This is a genomic window from Methylobacterium sp. TK26 (assembly GCF_055361565.1).
This window is the reverse complement of sequence record NZ_CM143965.1, coordinates 2,524,323-2,541,606: the sequence shown is the minus strand read 5'-3', so window position 1 is coordinate 2,541,606 and position 17,284 is coordinate 2,524,323. Positions and strand designations below refer to the sequence as shown.

13 protein-coding genes are annotated in these 17,284 nt (G+C 69.6%); 5 read left to right on the top strand and 8 right to left on the bottom strand.

The window, feature by feature from the left end; translation table 11 throughout:
• The first annotated feature begins 8 nt into the window (after positions 1 to 8).
• Entirely contained in the window at positions 9 to 1,238 is a 1,230-nt protein-coding gene (locus ACXJ1Y_RS12205; protein WP_463846532.1) for a molybdopterin molybdotransferase MoeA, read from the top strand.
• Here the strand turns inward: ACXJ1Y_RS12205 and ACXJ1Y_RS12200 are convergent.
• Entirely contained in the window at positions 1,235 to 3,001 is a 1,767-nt protein-coding gene (locus tag ACXJ1Y_RS12200) for a hypothetical protein (protein WP_463846531.1), read from the bottom strand. The genes ACXJ1Y_RS12205 and ACXJ1Y_RS12200 overlap by 4 nt on opposite strands.
• Positions 3,002 to 3,119: 118 nt before the next feature.
• Here ACXJ1Y_RS12200 and ACXJ1Y_RS12195 point away from each other — a divergent pair, with 118 nt between their 5' ends.
• The 3 genes from ACXJ1Y_RS12195 (at position 3,120) to ACXJ1Y_RS12185 (ending at position 8,143) form a co-directional block, all read left to right on the top strand.
• The gene (locus ACXJ1Y_RS12195; RefSeq protein WP_463846530.1) at positions 3,120 to 4,319 is read left to right on the top strand and encodes a glycosyltransferase family 87 protein; all 1,200 of its coding nucleotides are present in this window, start codon (positions 3,120 to 3,122) and stop codon (positions 4,317 to 4,319) included.
• 64 nt (positions 4,320 to 4,383) lie between these two features.
• A complete protein-coding gene (locus tag ACXJ1Y_RS12190) occupies positions 4,384 to 5,886 on the top strand; it encodes an NAD(P)/FAD-dependent oxidoreductase (RefSeq protein WP_463846529.1) in 1,503 nt (500 codons plus the stop codon).
• 145 nt (positions 5,887 to 6,031) lie between these two features.
• Positions 6,032 to 8,143, top strand: coding sequence for an ABC transporter ATP-binding protein/permease (locus tag ACXJ1Y_RS12185; RefSeq protein ID WP_463846528.1), 2,112 nt, complete (start codon positions 6,032 to 6,034; stop codon positions 8,141 to 8,143).
• A 7-nt stretch (positions 8,144 to 8,150) separates the two neighbouring features.
• On the opposite strand, the gene eda is transcribed toward ACXJ1Y_RS12185, so the two are convergent.
• From eda to ACXJ1Y_RS12170, 3 genes are all read right to left on the bottom strand, one after another.
• Positions 8,151 to 8,780, bottom strand: a complete 630-nt coding sequence (eda, locus tag ACXJ1Y_RS12180; RefSeq protein WP_463846527.1) for a bifunctional 4-hydroxy-2-oxoglutarate aldolase/2-dehydro-3-deoxy-phosphogluconate aldolase — start codon at positions 8,778 to 8,780, stop codon at positions 8,151 to 8,153.
• Positions 8,781 to 8,961: 181 nt separating this feature from the next.
• A complete protein-coding gene (edd, locus tag ACXJ1Y_RS12175; protein ID WP_463846526.1) occupies positions 8,962 to 10,785 on the bottom strand; it encodes a phosphogluconate dehydratase in 1,824 nt (607 codons plus the stop codon).
• A gap of 114 nt (positions 10,786 to 10,899) precedes the next feature.
• Entirely contained in the window at positions 10,900 to 12,009 is a 1,110-nt protein-coding gene (locus ACXJ1Y_RS12170) for an asparaginase (protein WP_463846525.1), read from the bottom strand.
• 137 nt (positions 12,010 to 12,146) lie between these two features.
• On the opposite strand from ACXJ1Y_RS12170, the gene ACXJ1Y_RS12165 reads away from it, so the two are divergent.
• Positions 12,147 to 12,356 (top strand): hypothetical protein, encoded by a 210-nt coding sequence (locus tag ACXJ1Y_RS12165; protein WP_463846524.1) that lies wholly within the window; start codon positions 12,147 to 12,149, stop codon positions 12,354 to 12,356.
• Here ACXJ1Y_RS12165 and ACXJ1Y_RS12160 read toward each other — a convergent pair.
• Genes ACXJ1Y_RS12160 through ACXJ1Y_RS12145 form a run of 4 tightly spaced genes read right to left on the bottom strand, consistent with a single transcriptional unit; the run spans position 12,353 to position 17,187 of the window.
• Positions 12,353 to 13,276, bottom strand: coding sequence for a DMT family transporter (locus tag ACXJ1Y_RS12160; protein WP_463846523.1), 924 nt, complete (start codon positions 13,274 to 13,276; stop codon positions 12,353 to 12,355). The two genes, ACXJ1Y_RS12165 and ACXJ1Y_RS12160, sit on opposite strands and share 4 nt — an antisense overlap.
• 28 nt (positions 13,277 to 13,304) lie before the next feature.
• Positions 13,305 to 14,570, bottom strand: coding sequence for an arsenic transporter (locus ACXJ1Y_RS12155; protein ID WP_463846522.1), 1,266 nt, complete (start codon positions 14,568 to 14,570; stop codon positions 13,305 to 13,307).
• Positions 14,571 to 14,606: 36 nt separating this feature from the next.
• Positions 14,607 to 15,866, bottom strand: coding sequence for a metallophosphoesterase family protein (locus tag ACXJ1Y_RS12150; RefSeq protein ID WP_463846521.1), 1,260 nt, complete (start codon positions 15,864 to 15,866; stop codon positions 14,607 to 14,609).
• 10 nt (positions 15,867 to 15,876) lie between these two features.
• Positions 15,877 to 17,187, bottom strand: a complete 1,311-nt coding sequence (locus ACXJ1Y_RS12145; protein ID WP_463846520.1) for an MFS transporter — start codon at positions 17,185 to 17,187, stop codon at positions 15,877 to 15,879.
• Positions 17,188 to 17,284: the final 97 nt, after the last annotated feature.

Below are 17,284 nucleotides of genomic sequence, written 5' to 3'. Positions count from 1 at the left end.
CGACGCCGATGAGCGGCTTGATCCCCGTCGCCGAGGCGCTGTCCCGCATCCTCGCCAGTGTCGCCCGGCCCGTCGAGGCCGAAAGCGTGCCCCTCGCGCGCGCCGCCGGCCGGGTGCTCGCGGCGCCGGTCGCTTCGACCCGCACGCAGCCGCCGTTCCCGGCTTCCGCCATGGACGGCTACGCCGTGCGGGCGGCCGATGCGGGCACGGTCGGCGCGCGCCTGACGCTCGCCGGCACCAGCGCCGCCGGCCACGGCTTCTCGGGCACGCTCCAACCCGGCGAGGCGGTGCGGATCTTTACCGGCGCCCCGGTGCCGGAGGGCGCCGACGCCATCCTGATCCAGGAGGATGCCGAGGCCGAGGGCGACATGGTCCACGTCCGCGAGGCGGTGGAGCAGGGCCGGTTCATCCGCCGGGAGGGGCTCGATTTCGCGGCGGGGCAGGTGCTGCTGGCCGCAGGCATGACCCTGGACGCACGCCGCCTCGCCCTGGCGGCCGCCGCCGGGCATCCGCGCCTCGACGTGCGCCGCCGTCCGCGGGTGGCGATCCTCGCCACGGGGGACGAGTTGGTCGAGCCCGGCGCGACGCCGGCCTGGGACCAGATCGTCGCCTCGAACAGCCTCGCCCTGGCCGCCCTCGCGGAGGAAGCGGGCGCCGAGGCCATCGACCTCGGCATCGCCGCCGACGATCATGCGGCGCTCGAAGCCGCCTTCCGCCGGGCGCGCGAGGCGAAGGCTGACCTGCTCATCACCCTCGGCGGCGCTTCGGTGGGCGACCACGACCTCGTGCAGGCGGCGCTCGCCCGCGAAGGGCTGGAACTCGGCTTCTGGCGGGTCGCCCTGCGGCCGGGCAAGCCGCTGATGCACGGTCGGCTCGGGGACATGCTGGTGATCGGCCTGCCGGGGAACCCGGTCTCGTCCATCGTCTGCGGGCTGCTCTTCGTGGTGCCGGCGATCCGGGCGATGCTCGGAGATCCCCAGGCGGGGGCCGACCGCACCGAGCCGGCGCTTCTTGGCCGCGATCTGCCGGCCAACGATGGCCGCGCGGACTACATGCGCGCCGGCCTCACGATGGAAGCCGGGCAACTGCCCGTCGCCACCCCCGAGAACCGGCAGGATTCGTCCATGCTCGCCGTGCTCGGCCGCTCGGAGGCCCTGCTCGTCCGCGAGCCGCATGCTCCGCCCGCCAAGGCAGGTGAGCCGTGCCGGATCATCCGCCTCGACCGGCGGCTCGTCTAAGGCGCCACCCGCCAGATCTTCAGCGGTCCCTGCGAGGGCTCGGGACGCAGCCACGCCGCGCTCGCCTCGCCGCGCGTGAGCCGGGTGGCGAAGGCGGTCTCCGATTGGAGGTCGTCCGCCGGCCGCGTCGGGCAGGCGACGAGGTAGGTCGCGCCCTGCGAGGCGGTCGCCCGGCGCAAATCCGCCTCGGTGCCGCCGAGCCCTTCGAGGGAGGCGGCGATCTGCGGCACCGCCCGGTGATAGGGCGCGGCCACGATCGAATGAGCCGTGTTCAGCAGGATCGCCGGCCCCATGAAGACGGGTGCCAGCACCGTGCCCCGTGGCAGGACCGCGAGATCCCGCAGGGCCGTATCGGTGAGGCAGATCCTGGCGCCTTCGGGGTCCTTGGCGGTGCGCGTCCAGGGCAGCAACGTCTCGCCGAGGACGGCGGGCGCGATCCAGACGGTGCTGACGAGGCCGGCGGCCGTCACCGCCGACAGCTTCTTCCAGCGGATGCCAGATGAGCCGAGCGCCCGGTCTATGAAGCCGCCCGCCACGAGGGGCACGAGGCCGCTGGCGACATAGAGGCCCCGGACTTCCATCAGCCCCATGACGAGCCCCGGCCACAGCAGCAACGCGGCGACCGCCCATTCTCGCCCGCGCCGCGCGAGGCAGGTGGCGGCGAGCGTCGCGAGGATCAGGACGGGGTAGAAGACCAGCCCCTCCCACTGGCCCCGCGCGATGAACGTCGCCGCGCTGGTCATCTCGTTGACCTTCAGCAGCCAGTGTTCTCGCACAACAGCCGTCATGCCGGTGAAGGGCCCCGCGAGGCAGACGGGAAACAACGCCGCGAAGCCCGCCACCACGGCGAGGCCGAGCCCGGCCACGGCGGCGAACCGCGCGGCGGGACGCGCCAGCACCCGGTCGAGGCCGGCGCAGGCCAGGGTCAAAGCGAGCCCGCCTGCCGCGAGCATGAGCCACGGTGGCGACAGGGCATCGCAGGCGGTGATGCCCCACCGGGTTGGATCGGTCTGCACGCCGAACAGGATCGGCGCCGTCAGGCCGAGCCCGAGGCCGAAGCCGACGAGCGCAGCCAGCGCAGCCCGCCCGCGCAGGCCCCAATCTCCGCAGAGGAACAGCGCCCCCACTGCCACGTAGGGCAGCCCTTCGAGCCCCACCGCCATCGAGGCGGCGGCGAGTATTCCCGCAACGAGCCCCGCCCGGCCGCCACCCCGCATCAGCGCCAGCGCCATGCCGAGGATGATCGTGAGTTGCAACCCGTGGTGATCGACCCGCCCGGCGGCGAATTGCACGGTGACGCCGATGGTCTGCGTCGCGACCACGAGGGCGATCAGCCCCGCCCTGTGGCCGAAAATGGCCCCGGTCCCGCGCATCAGCACGACGGCGTAGAGCCCGAACAGCGCGATCGGCCAGAACGCGGCGGCGAGGCCGACCGCCATGCCCTGGCCGGTGAGGGGGGTGAGGAGCAGGATCAGCCCGGCCAGCGGGGCATCCACGAGCCGCGACCAGTGGCTGACGATCCCGGCAGGCGGCCCGAAGCGGTGCTGGACGAGATCGAACCAGCCCTGTCCGTTCACGAGGTCGCGCACCTCGACGAGGCGCATCGCGTCGTCGGGATCGGGCACGCGCAAATGGTGGATGACCATGCCGAGATCGGCCGGCGCGATCATCGTGGCGAAGCCGAAGGCGGCCAGCAGCCAGAGCAGGATCGCCGGGTTGATGCGCCGCGCGGGCAGTTCGGCCGGCGGGGCTCGGTCCGGCATCGTCGTCTCGTCTCCCCGCCCGGAGGGGGCGCCGGGCCGCGCCTCAGGATGAAGCATTGTTGGGTTAACCAATCGTCAGCCGTTGCTTCCTAGGGTTGTGCCCGCGAGGAGCCGACCGATGTTCACACCAACCTTGCAGGGACGGGAACGCGCGATCCTCGTGGGCGGCGCGCTCGTGTCCGCGCTGTCGTGGTTGGCGATGCAGCCCTGGAACGTCCATGGCTGGATGATCGGGGCGCCGCTCGGCCGCGACTTCGTGAACTTCTGGATGGGCCCGCGTCTCGTGCTCGCGGGGCAGGCGGCGATCCTCGGCGACCTGCCGGCCTACGGCGCCGCGATCAAATCGACCTTCGGGCTCACGCGCGATCCCGGCCTGCTCTTCGTCTATCCGCCGCACGCGATGCTCGTCTTCGCACCGTTCGCGCTCATGCCCTTCGCGCCGGGCGTGTTTCTTTGGACCGCCCTGAACCTCGCCGCTCTCGCTCTGACGACGCGGATGCTGTTACGCGGCGCGGCGCTCCTCGGCCCGGCGCTGGCCGTGTGCCTCTCGCCGCCCGCCGTGGCGATGGTGATGTACGGCCATTTCGACGGCTTCCTGGCGCTCGCCGCCACGGTCGCCCTCACCCAGGCGGGGCCGCGACCGGTGCTGTCGGGGCTCTGCCTCGCCTTCCTCTCCACCAAGCCCCAATTCGCCGCCGCCATCGGGCTGATGCTCCTGCTCAACGGCCAGTGGCGCTGCCTCGTCGCGGGCGCCGTCGCGACGCTCGCCCTCGTCGGGCTCTCGGTGGCCGTGTTCGGCATCGACGTATGGAGGATCTTCCTCACCGTGCTGATGCCGGTGCACAGCGCCTTCATCACCGAGTTCAACGCCAAGATGATCGAGACTTCGGTCTCCGCCTATTTCGCGGCGCGGTTTTCGGGCGTGCCCGGCAACGTCGCCTGGGCGATCCAGGGGGTCGTGAGCGCGGCGGCGCTCGCCTTCGGCACGAAGGCGCTCCACCGTGGCGCGGGCGAGCCGGGCACGCTGGCGGTCATCCTCGTCGCGGCCCTGGCGATGCAACCTTACGTGTCCCACTACGACCTCGCCATCGCGGCGCCCGCCGTGACGCTCCTCATCCTCGGGCGCGCGCCCGGCGCGGCGCCGTTCACGGTGGCGGCGTGGGTGCTGATGCCGTTGGCGCGCATCCTCATCGTGTTCGACCTGCCGATCCTCGGAATCCTCGTGACGGGCTCGCTGTTCGCGCAGGCCAAGCGCCTGTTTCGGCCAGAAGATGCCACGATCATTGATGTCGGCGGCCTCGCGGCAGCGAAGTCTTAACCCTGCCCGGACATGAATCGAGCAGACGCGCGCTGACATGTATCGATCCGGGCCGGAGCGACTGATGAGTCATCACACCGAGACGCTGGTGATCGGCGCTGGGCCGGCGGGTCTGACGGCCTCCTACCTGCTGTCGAAGCACGGCCACGCGGTGACGGTGCTGGAAAGCGACCCCGCGCAGGTCGGCGGCATCTCGCGCACCGTCTCACACAACGGCTACCTGTTCGACATCGGCGGCCACCGCTTCTTCTCGAAGTCGAAGGCGGTGGTGGACCTGTGGGACGAGATCCTCCCCAACGACTTCATCGAGCGGCCGCGCCTGTCGCGGATCTATTACAACGGCAAGTACTACGCCTATCCGCTCAAAGCCTTCGAGGCGCTGAAGAATCTCGGGCTTGCGACGAGCGCCGCCTGCGTCGCCTCCTACCTCTACGCCCGCGCGCGGCCGGTGCAGGCGCCGAAGAACTTCCACGAATGGGTGCGCAACCAGTTCGGCGAGCGCCTGTTCTCGATCTTCTTCAAGACCTACACCGAGAAGGTGTGGGGCATGTCCTGTGATGCGATCTCGGCCGATTGGGCGGCGCAGCGCATCAAGGGGCTCGATCTCGGGGCTGCGATCCTCGATGGGGTGAAGCGCTCCCTCGGCCTGCGCAAGCGCCAGAAGGCCGGCGGGCCGGTCATCAAGACGCTGATCGAATCGTTCCGCTATCCCCGCCGGGGGCCCGGCATGATGTGGGAGGCCGCCGCCGCCAAGACGCAGGCGCAGGGCGGCAAGGTGCTGCTCGACCGCCGGGTCGATTCGCTGTCCTTCGACACTGGCACCGGCCTCTGGACCGTGTCCGCGAAGCGCGGCGACGGCAGCCGCGAGACCTTCACCGCCAAGCACGTCATCTCGTCGGCGCCGGTGCGCGACCTCGTGAACGCCATCCGCCCGCGTCCGCTCAGCACCTTCAACGCGAGGGCGCTCGCCTATCGCGACTTCCTGACGGTGGCGCTCATCGCCAAGTCCGACAGGAATTTCCCCGACAACTGGATCTACATCCACGACCCGTCCGTGAAGGTCGGCCGCGTGCAGAACTTCCGCTCGTGGTCTCCGGAGATGATCCCGGACGAGGCCCATACCTGCCTCGGCCTCGAGTATTTCTGCTTCGAGGGCGACGGGCTCTGGACCTCCTCGGACGAGGATCTCGTGGCCCTGGCCAAGGCCGAGATCGGCCGCATCGGCCTGATCGACCCGGCCGACGTAGTCGATGCCTGCGTCGTGCGCCAGCCGAAGGCCTATCCGGTCTACGACGAGGACTATTCAGCCCACGTCGCCACCGTGCGCCGGGAATTACAGCGGGATTACCCGACGCTGCACCTCGTCGGCCGCAATGGCATGCACAAGTACAACAACCAGGACCACGCGATGATGACGGCGATGCTGACCGTGGAGAACATCCGCGCCGGCACCCGCCTTCACGATGTCTGGCGGGTCAACGAGGACGCCGAATACACCGAAGCCGGGATTTCCGGGGCGCAGGACGCGCTCGGCAGCGAGCGTCTGGTGCCGCGCAAGGTGGCCTGAAACGCCAGCGACATAACCGCCAAAACCGAACCTGTCCGAAGTTTCACGCGACAGGTTCCTCCCCTGCCGCTATCTCGCCACGTCCCGCGGCCATGTCCGCGGGTCCCGTCCGTTCGCGGTCGGGGGGACGTGAAGGGAGATGGGTGTGGCGGCGATCAGGACCGGACTCGGTATCCAGGCCGTGGTGACCGCGCTGTGCGCGCTGGTCCTGCTGGCGTTCCCCGGCGTTCCCAGCCCACCGCTCTACGTCTCGCTGGCGGGCTTCACGATGGCCGCGATCCTCGTCGCCTCGAACACCATCTCGGCCTATCTCAAGGTCTTCATCTCGGTTTACGGCGTCGGCTATCTGCTGCTTGCCGGGTCGCGGGCGCTGGCCGAGGCGGGCGTGCTGCCGCCCTTCCTCGCCGCGCTGCTGCCGCCGGCCTTCGCGGCGACCGGCGCCGTGGTCTTCGCTGGCATCGTGCTCGGCATCTCGTACCTTGAGCCGATCCGCGCCATCACGATGATCGCCGATCCGTATTTCGCCAACCGCGACGCGCCGACCAAGGAAATCAGCCTGTTCAGCTGGTTCGGCAGCACCGAGGGGCGCATCGGGCGCAATCTCGTCGCCCTGTCGATCTTCGTGAACTTCGCCGACGTCGCGCTGACGCTGCGGTTCAACTTCTTCTACCGCGACATGTACAACTCGCTGCAGGAGTACAACGCGGACGCCTTCTGGCATCAGCTGCTGTGGATCTTCGTGCCCCTGGCGGCGCTGAACATCGCCATCGGCATGTTCGACCTGTTCGTGGATTCCTCCCTGCTGATCCGCTGGCGGACATGGCTGACGCACAGCCTCACCGGCCGCTGGCTGGGGGAGGGCACCCATTACCGCATCCCGTTCACCGACGAGGAAGCGGACAACCCCGACCAGCGTATCCAGTCGGACGTCGATGCCTTCATCCGGCAGACGGCGAGCCTGTCGATCCGCCTGCTGAGCCAGGCGGCGCAGCTCGTCTCCTTCATCGTCATCCTCTGGACGATCTCGAAGGACTTCGTGCTGCCGTTCACGGATACGGTCGTGCCGGGCTTCCTCGTATGGCTCGTCATCGCCTACGCTGTCGTCGGCACGTGGCTGACGCACCTCATCGGCCGCCCGCTCATCGGGCTGAACTTCCGTCAGGAGCGGGTCGAGGCCGATTTCCGCTTCTCGCTGGCCCGCAACCGAATCTATTCGGAGCAGATCGCCCTGCTGCGCGGCGAGAAGGCCGAGGCCAGCCGCCTCTCCTCGCTGTTCCACATGGTGGTGGCCAACTACACCGGCATCATCTTCCGCCGGATCAAGCTGATCGCCTTCACCTTCAGCTACCGGCAGGCGAGCGTCATCTTCCCCTACCTGATCGCCGCGCCGTCCTTCTTCGCCAAGAAGATCACGCTCGGCGCCCTCCAGCAGACCGGCAACGCCTTCGGTCAGGTGCAGACCTCGCTGTCCTTCTTCGTGGACGCCTACACCACGCTCGCGGCCTACAAGGCCAACACGATCCGTCTCGGCTCCTTCCGCCGGGCGATGACCAAGGCCGAAGCCATGGGGACGACCGGCGGCGGGCTCACGCAGGGCAACGCCACCTCCGGCGGCGTCACCGCCACGGGCCTCGCCCTCGCCCTGCCGGACGGCCGCGAGATCGTCGCCGCCGACACGCTTTCGCTCCCGAAGGGCGTGGCGACCCTCGTCACCGGGCCTTCGGGCTCGGGCAAGTCGACGCTGTTCCGCGCCATCGCCGGCATCTGGCCCTTCGGCCGGGGTCGCATCGACGTGCCGGCCGGGCAATCGTCGCTGCTCCTGCCGCAGCGGCCCTACATCCCGCTGGGGACGCTCCGCGACGCGGTGGTCTATCCGAACGACCGCGCCCGGTTCTCGGATGGTGAGATCCGGCAGGCGCTCACCGATGCGCAATTGCCGGGCCTGATCGACAAGCTCGATGAGGACGACGTGTGGGAGCGGCGCCTCTCCGGCGGCGAGCAGCAGCGGCTCGCCATCGCGCGGGCGCTGCTGGCCAAGCCGGCATGGCTGTTCCTCGACGAGTCGACCGCCTCGCTGGACGAGCCCTCGGAGGCGAAGATCTACCGGATGCTGCGCGAGCGGCTGCCCGAGACGACCATCGTCTCCATCGGCCACCGCTCGACGCTGGAAGCCCTGCACGACCGCAAGGTGGTGCTGGAAAAGGAGGGCACGCATTTCGTGCCCCGCGAGTCCATGCAGGCGATGCCGGCGGAGTGATCCGCCCTCAGGCGGTCTTCCGCAAGCCGGAGGCCGCCCGCGCCGCCGCCGTGATGGCGGCCGAATCCGGCGCGCCGGGCTTCACCACCCAGCTCCCGCCGACGCAGAGCACGGACGGGAGAGCGAGCCAGTCCGGGGCGGTGGCCTCGGTGATGCCGCCGGTCGGGCAGAAGCGCACCTGCCCGAACACGGCCGATTGCGCCTTCAACGCCTTGATGCCGCCCGCCGCCTCGGCCGGGAAGAACTTGAACCGGTCGAGCCCGTGGTCGAGCCCGCGCATGATGTCGGCGGCGGTAGCGACGCCCGGCAGATAGGGCACGCCGTTCGCCTTGGCCGCTTCCGTCAGCGGCGCCGTGAGCCCCGGCGAGACGATGAACTCGGCCCCGGCCTTCATGGCGGCGTCGAGATCGCGCGGGTTCAGCACCGTCCCCGCGCCGACCACCGCGCCCTCCACCGAGGTCATCTCGCGGATCACGTCGAGGGCGGCGGGGGTGCGCAGGGTGACTTCGAGGGCGGTGAGCCCGCCCTTCACCAGCGCCTCGGCGATGGGCCGGGCCTGGGCCACGTCGTCGATCACCAGTACCGGGATGACCGGCACGGAGCGCATCAGCGTGTCGATGCTGGCGAGGTCGTTCATGGTGCCGTTCCTTTCCGTTGCCTGGGATCCCGCCCAATGCCCTCATCCTGAGGTGCCCGCCTCGGCGGGCCTCGAAGGAGGCGTCCAGATGCCTCTGCGATCCCTGGAGCCCTCCTTCGAGGCGGCTGCGCCGCACCTCAGGATGAGGTTGTGCAAGGGGTGAGCGTGGGTGTTCTCTCGCCTAGAGGCCGGCGGCGGCGAGCATGGCCGAGGCGCCCTGCTCGGCCCCGTCGGCGCCGGCGCGCATGAAGGCGAACAATTCCCGGCCGGTGCCGGCCTGCGGCTTCGGCGTCGGGGCAAGGTCGCGGGCTTCGAGGTCGGCCTCGTCCACCAGCACCTCCAAACGACCCTCGGGGGCCGAGAGGCGCACCATGTCGCCGTCGCGCAGCCGGGCGATGGCCCCGCCGGCCAGAGCCTCAGGAGTCAGGTGGATCGCGGCGGGCACCTTGCCCGACGCGCCGGACATGCGCCCGTCCGTCACCAGCGCGACCTTGAAGCCGCGATCCTGAAGCACGCCGAGCGGCGGGGTGAGCTTGTGCAGTTCCGGCATCCCGTTGGCGCGCGGACCCTGGAACCGCACGACGACCACGACGTCCCGCTCCAACTCGCCGGCCTTGAACGCCTTCAGCACCTCGTCCTGATCGTCGAACACCCGCGCCGGGGCCTCGATGACGTGGCGCTTCTCATCGACGGCGCTGGTCTTGAACGTCGCCCGGCCGAGGTTGCCCTTCACGAGGCGCATGCCGCCATCCGACTGGAACGGGCGATCCGGCCGCCGGATCATCGTGTCGTCCAGGCTCTCCGGCACCGCATCCTCGAAGACCAGTTCCTCGCCCGACAGCTTCGGGTCGCGGGCATGGTCGCGCAGGCGCCCGCCGGACACGGTGAGGATGTCGTCGTGCAGCATCCCGGCATCGAGCAGGGCGGACATCACGAAGCTGATCCCGCCCGCCGCGTGGAAGTGGTTCACGTCGCCCGCGCCGTTCGGATAGACGCGGCAGATCAAGGGCACCACCGCCGAGAGCCGGTCGATGTCCTCCCAGTCGATGACGATGCCCGCCGCGCGGGCGATGGCCGGCAGGTGGATGGCGTGATTGGTCGAGCCGCCCGTGGCGAGCAGCCCCACGGTGGCGTTCACGATGGCCTTCTCGTCCACGCACCTGCCCAGCGGACGGTAATCGTTGCCGTCCGCGCCGATCTCGGTGAGCCGGTGGATCGCCGCGCGGGTCACGGCTTGCCGCAGCTTCGTGCCGGGGTTGATGAACGAGGCGCCCGGCATGTGCAGGCCCATCATGTCCATCATCATCTGGTTGGAGTTGGCCGTGCCGTAGAACGTGCAGGTGCCGGCCCCGTGATAGGAGGCGGATTCGGATTCGAGCAGTTCCTCGCGGCCGACCTTGCCCTCGGCATAGAGCTGGCGGATCCGCACCTTCTCCTTATTGGCGAGGCCCGAGGGCATCGGCCCGGCCGGGATTAGGATCGTCGGCAGGTGGCCGAAGCGGAGCGCGCCGATCAGCAGGCCGGGCACGATCTTGTCGCAGATGCCGAGGAGCGCCGCGCCGTCGAACATGCCGTGGCTGAGCGCCACCGCCGCCGAGAGGGCGATGGTGTCCCGCGAGAACAGCGACAATTCCATGCCGCGCTGCCCCTGGGTGACGCCGTCGCACATGGCCGGCGTGCCGCCCGCAACCTGCGCCGTGGCTCCGCGCTCGCGGGCGAAGACCTTGATCTGGTCCGGGTAGCGTCCGTACGGCTGATGCGCGGAGAGCATGTCGTTGTAGGCGGTGACGATGCCGATGTTCATCGACCGCCCGGCCCGGATCGCCGCCTTGTCCTCCCCCGACGCCGCAAAGCCGTGGGCGAGGTTGCCGCAGGCCAGCGTCGGCCGGTTGACGCCGGATTCGCGCTCCCGCTCGATCAGGTCGAGATAGGCGCGGCGGCTGTCCCGCGAGCGCTCGACGATGCGCGCGGTGACGGCCGCGACTTCCGGATGAAGGTCGCTCATGGGTGTTTCTCCTGCGGCATGCAGGTGAGACTTTACGCCAGAAATTGCGAGGGGATCACGACGGCATCGCCACCCGCCCCGCGTGACGCGCATGCCGGGCGGGGGCGGGAGGGGTCAGTATTCCCAGAAGATGCGCTGAAGCTCCTTCGCGTCGCTCGTCTTGGTGAGCGCCACGGCGGCCAGAAGCTTGGCCTTCTGCGGGTTGAGGTCGTGGGAGACGACCCAACCGTACTTGTCGTCGGGCTGCTCGGCGTTGCGCACCACGAACCCGTCCGGCACCCGCGCCGAGCGGATGATGATCGTACCCTTGGCGCTGATGTCCTTGAGCTTGTCCACGAGGTAATCGGCCACCGAGCCGTTGCCGGTGCCGGCATGGATGATCGCCTTGGCCCCCGCCTGGACCTCGGTGTCGTAGACGGCCGGGATCATGTTGCCCGAGCCGTAGACGATGCCCACCAGCGGCAAGCTGTCGATCTGGTCGATGTCGAACTCGGAGCTCGTGTTGTGGCGCTTGGCCAGCGTCCGGTAGAAGTAGGTCTTGCCCTCGACCACCATGCCGAGCGGGCCCCACTGGCTGAAGAAGGCGTTCGGGACGACGTTCGTCCGCTTGGTGACGTCGCGGCCGCTCTGGATGTAGTCGCCCATCGTCACCGTGACGCCCTTGCCGATGGCCTCCTTGCTGCCGGCCACCGTCACCGCGTCGAGGAGGTTCAGGGCGCCGTCCGCCGAGAGGGAGGTGGAGGGGCGCATCGAGCCGACCACGACGATGGGCTTGTCGCTCTTCACCACGAGGTCGAGGAAGAACGCGGTCTCCTCCAGGGTGTCGGTGCCGTGGGTGATGACCACGCCGTCCACGTCGTCCTGCTTCAGCAGCGTCGAGACGCGCTTGGCGAGCTGGATCAGCTTCGCGTCGGTGAAGCTCTCGGAGCCGATCTGGAAGGCCTGTTCGCCGCGCACGTTGGCGATGGTGGTGATCTGCGGCACGGCGGCGATCAGCTTGTCCACCGGCACCTTGGCCGCGACGTAGCTCGCGCTGTTCGTGGCGTCGGCGCCCGCCCCCGCGATGGTGCCGCCCGTGGCGATGATGACCACGTTGGGCTTGCGTGCTTCGGTCGTCGCCTGGGGGTCCGGCATCTCCTTCGCCCCGAGCGGTGCGGCCTGGAGGCCGAAGGCCAGGGCCAGCGGCAGGGCCGCCGACAGGAGGAAGCGACGACGAAGCTGCATGTAGAATCTCCCGCGACGAGCTTTCGCAGTGCGGTGATCGTAGCCGTAGCCTCGACCCTGGCAAGCGGCCGGGCCGGTTTTGGATCGCTATTCAAGCTTAGGCGTTATTCTTTCTCGGTTAGAGAACGGAGGTTGTCATGCCTGATCTTTCCGACCTGATGGATGAGCTTCAGGGCAGCGAGATCGCCCGCGAGGCGATGGCGCATCTGGAAGCGGCCCTCGCCCACCGGAGCGACGCCGAGCGCGGCGCCTTCTGGCGGGCGGTGGACCTCTACTACTTCTCGCGCAAGGCGCCCCCCGAGCCGGAGATCGCGGCGGAGGAGGCGGCGCCCCCGCTGCCGGCCTAGAACACCGAGATCAGGACGATGCCGGCCACCATCACGGCGGCGCCGACGAGGCGTGCCGGGCCGGCCTTCACCTGCTTCATCCCGAGCCAGCCGAAATGGTCGAGGGCGACGGAGGTGAGCAGGTTGGCGGTGATGAGCAGGCCGTTGAACGCGCCGGCCCCGACCTTGTCCACGAAGAGCAGGCCGGCGAACACCGCCACCGCCCCGGTGATGCCGGCGAGCGGCATGTACCAGCGCACGCCCGCCAGATCCTCGCGCTTCGGTAGCGGCGTCGGGCGCAGCAGGAAGATGAAGGCGAAGACGAACACCACGGGCACGAAGGACACCGTGGCGGCGAGCCAGGGGTTCACGAGGGCGCCGCGCAGCTGCGCGTTCCACACCACGCCCACCGCCATCAGCATGCCGGCCACGATGATGAACGGGTAGAGCAGCTTGCCGGCGGTGCTGGTGTGCTCACTCCCGTCCTTCTTGCCGCCCGAGCGGGCGATGAAGACGACGCCGACCGCCATGAGCAGGCCGCCGAGCCACGGCAGCGGCTTGAAGCCTGCCGCCTGCAGCCCGAACAGGCCGAACGCATCCAAGGCGAGGGAGGTGAGGATGTTGGCAGTGAGCGTCAGGCCGTTGAACGGCCCGGCGCCGACCTTGTCGATGAAGGCGAGGCCGCCGAACACCGCCACGGCCCCGGCGACGCCGCCGAGCGGCGCGTACCACGGCATCTTGGACAGGGTGTCCAGGCTCGGCATCGGCGTCGGCATCGTGAAGAACAGCGTCGCGAAGACAAAGACGATCGGCAGGAAGGACACCGTGGCGGCGAGCCACGGGTTGACCACCTTGCCGCGCAGCTGCGCGTTCATGGAATTGCCGAGGGCCTGAAGGCACCCCGCGACGATGATGAAGGGATAGAGCAGGGTCGCAGTCACGCCGCGTGGTCTCCGGTCTTCGACAGGGTCAGAGGTAGAGAAGCGCGGCCAGCGCCAGGATGAGGGCCGGCGGCATCACCAGCACCCCGAGCTTGAGGAACTGGCCGGCGGACACGTCCTGGCCCTCGCGGCGGATCGCCGTCAGCCAGAGGATCGTGGCCAGCGACCCGGTGACGGAGAGGTTCGGGCCGACATCGACGCCGATGAGGATGGCGCCCGCCACCTTCTGCGAGACCTCCGCCGTCTGCACCGCCGCGCCCGCGAGCAGGCCGGCGGGCAGGTTGTTCACGAGGTTCGAGCCGAAGGCCACGGCCGCACCCCCCGCCCAGGCGGTCATCGTCGGATCGGCGGAGGCGTAGGACTTCAGCGTGTCGGCCAGCATCTTGAGGACGCCGGTCTTCTCCAGGGCCTCGACGAGCACGAAAAGCCCCGCCACCAGGGGCAGCACGCTCCACGACACGTCCTTGGCGACCTCCACGACGCCGCCGCGCTTGATGGCGAGCACGACGATGGCGGTGGCGAGGCCGGCGACGAAGGTCGGCAGGCCGAGTTCGATGCCGGCCGCCGAGGCGCCGATGAGCGCGGCGCCGGTGAGGACGATGCCGAGCCCGGCGACTTTCCCGCCGGTCTCCAGCGGCTTCGTCTCCACGTCGGCCTCGATGTCCTGCTTGAGGGACCCGTTCTGGGTGACGCGCAGGACGAGGTAGGTCGTCACGATGGCCAGCAGGGAGGGCAGGGCGAACAGGCGCAGCCAGGTCCCGAGCGGCGGCATGTTCTGCGCGAAGACAACGAGATTGGCCGGATTCGAGATCGGCAGCACGAAGCTCGCCGCGTTGGCGATGAAGGCGCAGATGAACAGGTAGGGCAGGGGGTCCTTCACCTTTGCCGCCTTGGTCGCGGCGTAGACGGCGGGCGTCAGCACCACGGCGCAGGCGTCGTTCGAGAGGAACACCGTCACCACCGTGCCGACGATGTAGACGAGGAGGAACAGGCGCGTGGCCGAGCCCTTGGCGGCGCGCACCGCGTGGCTCGCCAGCCAGTCGAACAGGCCCTCCTTCCGGGCGATCTCGGCCAGCAGCATCATGCCGATGAGGAAGAGGTAGACGTCCGTCCCCTTGGCGATGCCGTCGATGGCGACCTGCCAGGGCAGCAGGCCAAGCACCACGAGGAGCGCGGCGCCGAGCACCGCCCAGATCGCCTCGGGCCAGGAGAAGGGGCGCAGGATCACGCCCAGCGTCGCCAGGGCGGCGATGCCCCAGGTCGCGAGGTTCGGTGTCAGGGTCAGGGCACCCATCGCGGTGTCGGTCTTTCGGTCAGAAGGAAAAGGAAATCACCAGTCGCGACCGGCCCGGTTCGGGCCGAGTTGGTCGCCCCGCACGCCCTTATCGAGCCAGGCGCCGAGGCTGCAGGCATCGCTGCCGGGCCTGTCCGGGCGCGTCGGGCTGAGGAAGACGCTGCTTGGCGGTTCGATCACGTCGCGGTCGATGTGGTCCGGCCCATACCCCGGCCAGCGGGGATCGATCGCCTCCACTGCGAGGCGGCGGGCGCCGTAGGGCCATTCGACCGAGGCCGAATAGGCCGGTCCGTCCGCGATGCGCTCCATCATCTGCCACGGCCCGTCATCGACGCGGCAGCGGCAGGGCGAGGGCGTCTCGTCCGACAGCACGACCGCGCGCACGGTGATGCGTCCCGCCTCATCGCCGCGCAGGCCGTGCGTGGCGAGGCGCCGGTCGGCGGGGCTGGTGATCAGGACGAGGGGGCCGACCCTGTCGAGGGGACGGAAGCGCCAGCTCACCTCGCCCGCGTCGATGGCGCCGACCGCGTAGCCGACGGACCCATCCTCGTTCTGCCCGACGGAGCGGGCGGCGGCGTAGGTGGTGCGGCCGTCATGGGCCAGTTCGTTGTAGTGCGTGTGGCCCATCTCCACGAGGCGCACGCCCTGGCCCCAGAAGAGGCCCGCGACTTCCTTGGCTTCCTTCTTTTCCAGATCGTCGGGATAGGCGTGCATGAAGACCGCGCAGGTCTTCCCCTCGCGGCGGGCGCGCACGACCTCCGCGCTGAGCCAATCCATCTGCATGGGGCCGATGCGGAAATCGAGGCCCTTGCCCTTCTGGCCGAACCCGGCGCTGATCATGTCCACGAACAGGCAGCGCACATCGCCGTAATCGGCAGCGTAGTAATATTGCGGGATCGACGCGCGCTGCGGATCGACCCCCGGTCCCGCCGGGGGCTGAAGGAGGTCGTTGGCCACGCTCGGATGGCGCCCGGCCATCACGGCATCGTGGAAGCGGGCGAAATCCGCCATCGCGCCGTATTGCCGGTCGTGGTCGCCGGGGATGAGCAGGACCGGCAGGGACGGACGGCCCCGCAGCGCCTCCTCGATCAGCGCGTATTCGGCGGCGGCACCGTTCTCCGCGATGTCGCCCGGCAGGTAGACGAAGTCGAATGCGTCCCGGCCGAAGGAGGCGATCCGGTCGAGGATCGCGACGAGATCCCGGTGGTGGGGGGCGTCCCGCACCGTAAGGTGCTGGTCGCCGACATGCAGGAAGACGAAGGGCCGGGACGACCCGTCCGAGGGAGGCGTGCTCATGTCGGCCTGCTCAGGCGGTCGCGGCGGCGCGGGGCAGGGCGTCGTTGCCGGTCGCCGGCAGATCGTCCCGCGTTTCCGGCATCAGCATGAGGTACAGGGCGAAACCGACACCCGCGATGGCCGCGAGGGAGAGGAACGCCGCCGAATACCCGGCCGAGACGATGATGACGCCGGCCAGCGTGGCGCTGAGCGAGGCGCCGACGCCCTGCGCCGTCGCGACCGCGCCCTGCGCGGCATTGAAGCGCCCGCCGCCGCGCGTCAGGTCGGCCACGACGACGGGGAACAGGGCGCCGTAGATGCCCGCGCCGATGCCGTCGAGGAGCTGCACGCCCACCAGCCAGAACGGACTGTCCGAGAAGGTGTAGAGCACGCCCCGGATCGCCAGGATGGCGAAGGCGACGAGGAAGATCGGCTTACGGCCGATGGCGTCGGCCTTGGCGCCCACGAAGATCGCGGTCGGCACCATCACGCATTGCGCCGCCACGATGCAGATCGCGATGAGCGAGGTCGCGTGGTCCTTGCCCGAGATATGGGTGAGCAACTGTCCGACCGAGGTCAGCATCGCCGCGTTGGCGAGGTGGAAGATCGCGCAGAGCACCGCGAAGAGCAGCAGGCCCTTGCTCTTGAGCAGGGTCTTGAGGCTCGACGGCTCTTCCTCGTTCTTGGTCTCGGGGGTGGTCATGCCCCGGGCGAGGTCGTCGTCGATCTCCTTGGCCGGCACCAGCAGCATCGCTCCGATGGAGAGGGCTGCCAGGATGCCCATCAGCCAGAACACCACCACCGGCCCGAAGAAGTAGGCGAGGCCGCCCGCCGCCGCCGCCGAGACGGCGTTGCCGGCATGGTTGAAGCCCTCGTTCCGGCCGATCCGCTTCGAGAACATCTTGGGGCCGACGAGGCCGAGGGTGATCGCGGCCAGGGCCGGCGCGAAGATCACGCCCGCGACGTGGGCGAGGGATTGCGTGGCCGTGACCACGTAGAAGTTCGAGACGAAGGGCAGGACGAGGCAGCTCGCCGTCACCGCGATCGCGGCGGCGATTACCACCGCCCGCTTGTGGTTGGTCCTGTCGATGAAGGCCCCGGCGGGCGTCTGCATCACGAGGCCGAGGATGCCCGCGATGGTCATCACGAGGCCGGTCGTCGCCTCGTTCCAGCCCTGGTCCGGGCCGCGCACGGCGATGAGGTAGATCGCGAGATAGGGGCCGAGGCCATCGCGCACGTCCGCGAGGAAGAAGTTGAGGGCGTCGAGGCCGCGCAGGGCCTTCTCCGAGGGAGCCTTCGTGCTCCCGTCCCGCATCTCGTTCGGCACCGATGCCCCGGCCATGGATAAAATCCTCGATTGCCCGCCCCCTGCGGACCGAGCGCCACCATGACGCGCCACGGCAGGTGCAGTTCCGGTTGCCAGTCTCTGATGACGATTA

Coding starts and splice junctions, on each gene's coding strand:
- ACXJ1Y_RS12205 (WP_463846532.1), top strand. CDS start 9: ATGAGCGGCTTGATCCCCGTCGCCGAGGCGCTGTCCCGCATCCTCGCC.
- ACXJ1Y_RS12200 (WP_463846531.1), bottom strand. CDS start 3,001: ATGCCGGACCGAGCCCCGCCGGCCGAACTGCCCGCGCGGCGCATCAAC.
- ACXJ1Y_RS12195 (WP_463846530.1), top strand. CDS start 3,120: ATGTTCACACCAACCTTGCAGGGACGGGAACGCGCGATCCTCGTGGGC.
- ACXJ1Y_RS12190 (WP_463846529.1), top strand. CDS start 4,384: ATGAGTCATCACACCGAGACGCTGGTGATCGGCGCTGGGCCGGCGGGT.
- eda (WP_463846527.1), bottom strand. CDS start 8,780: ATGAACGACCTCGCCAGCATCGACACGCTGATGCGCTCCGTGCCGGTC.
- edd (WP_463846526.1), bottom strand. CDS start 10,785: ATGAGCGACCTTCATCCGGAAGTCGCGGCCGTCACCGCGCGCATCGTC.
- ACXJ1Y_RS12170 (WP_463846525.1), bottom strand. CDS start 12,009: ATGCAGCTTCGTCGTCGCTTCCTCCTGTCGGCGGCCCTGCCGCTGGCC.
- ACXJ1Y_RS12165 (WP_463846524.1), top strand. CDS start 12,147: ATGCCTGATCTTTCCGACCTGATGGATGAGCTTCAGGGCAGCGAGATC.
- ACXJ1Y_RS12155 (WP_463846522.1), bottom strand. CDS start 14,570: ATGGGTGCCCTGACCCTGACACCGAACCTCGCGACCTGGGGCATCGCC.
- ACXJ1Y_RS12150 (WP_463846521.1), bottom strand. CDS start 15,866: ATGAGCACGCCTCCCTCGGACGGGTCGTCCCGGCCCTTCGTCTTCCTG.
- ACXJ1Y_RS12145 (WP_463846520.1), bottom strand. CDS start 17,187: ATGGCCGGGGCATCGGTGCCGAACGAGATGCGGGACGGGAGCACGAAG.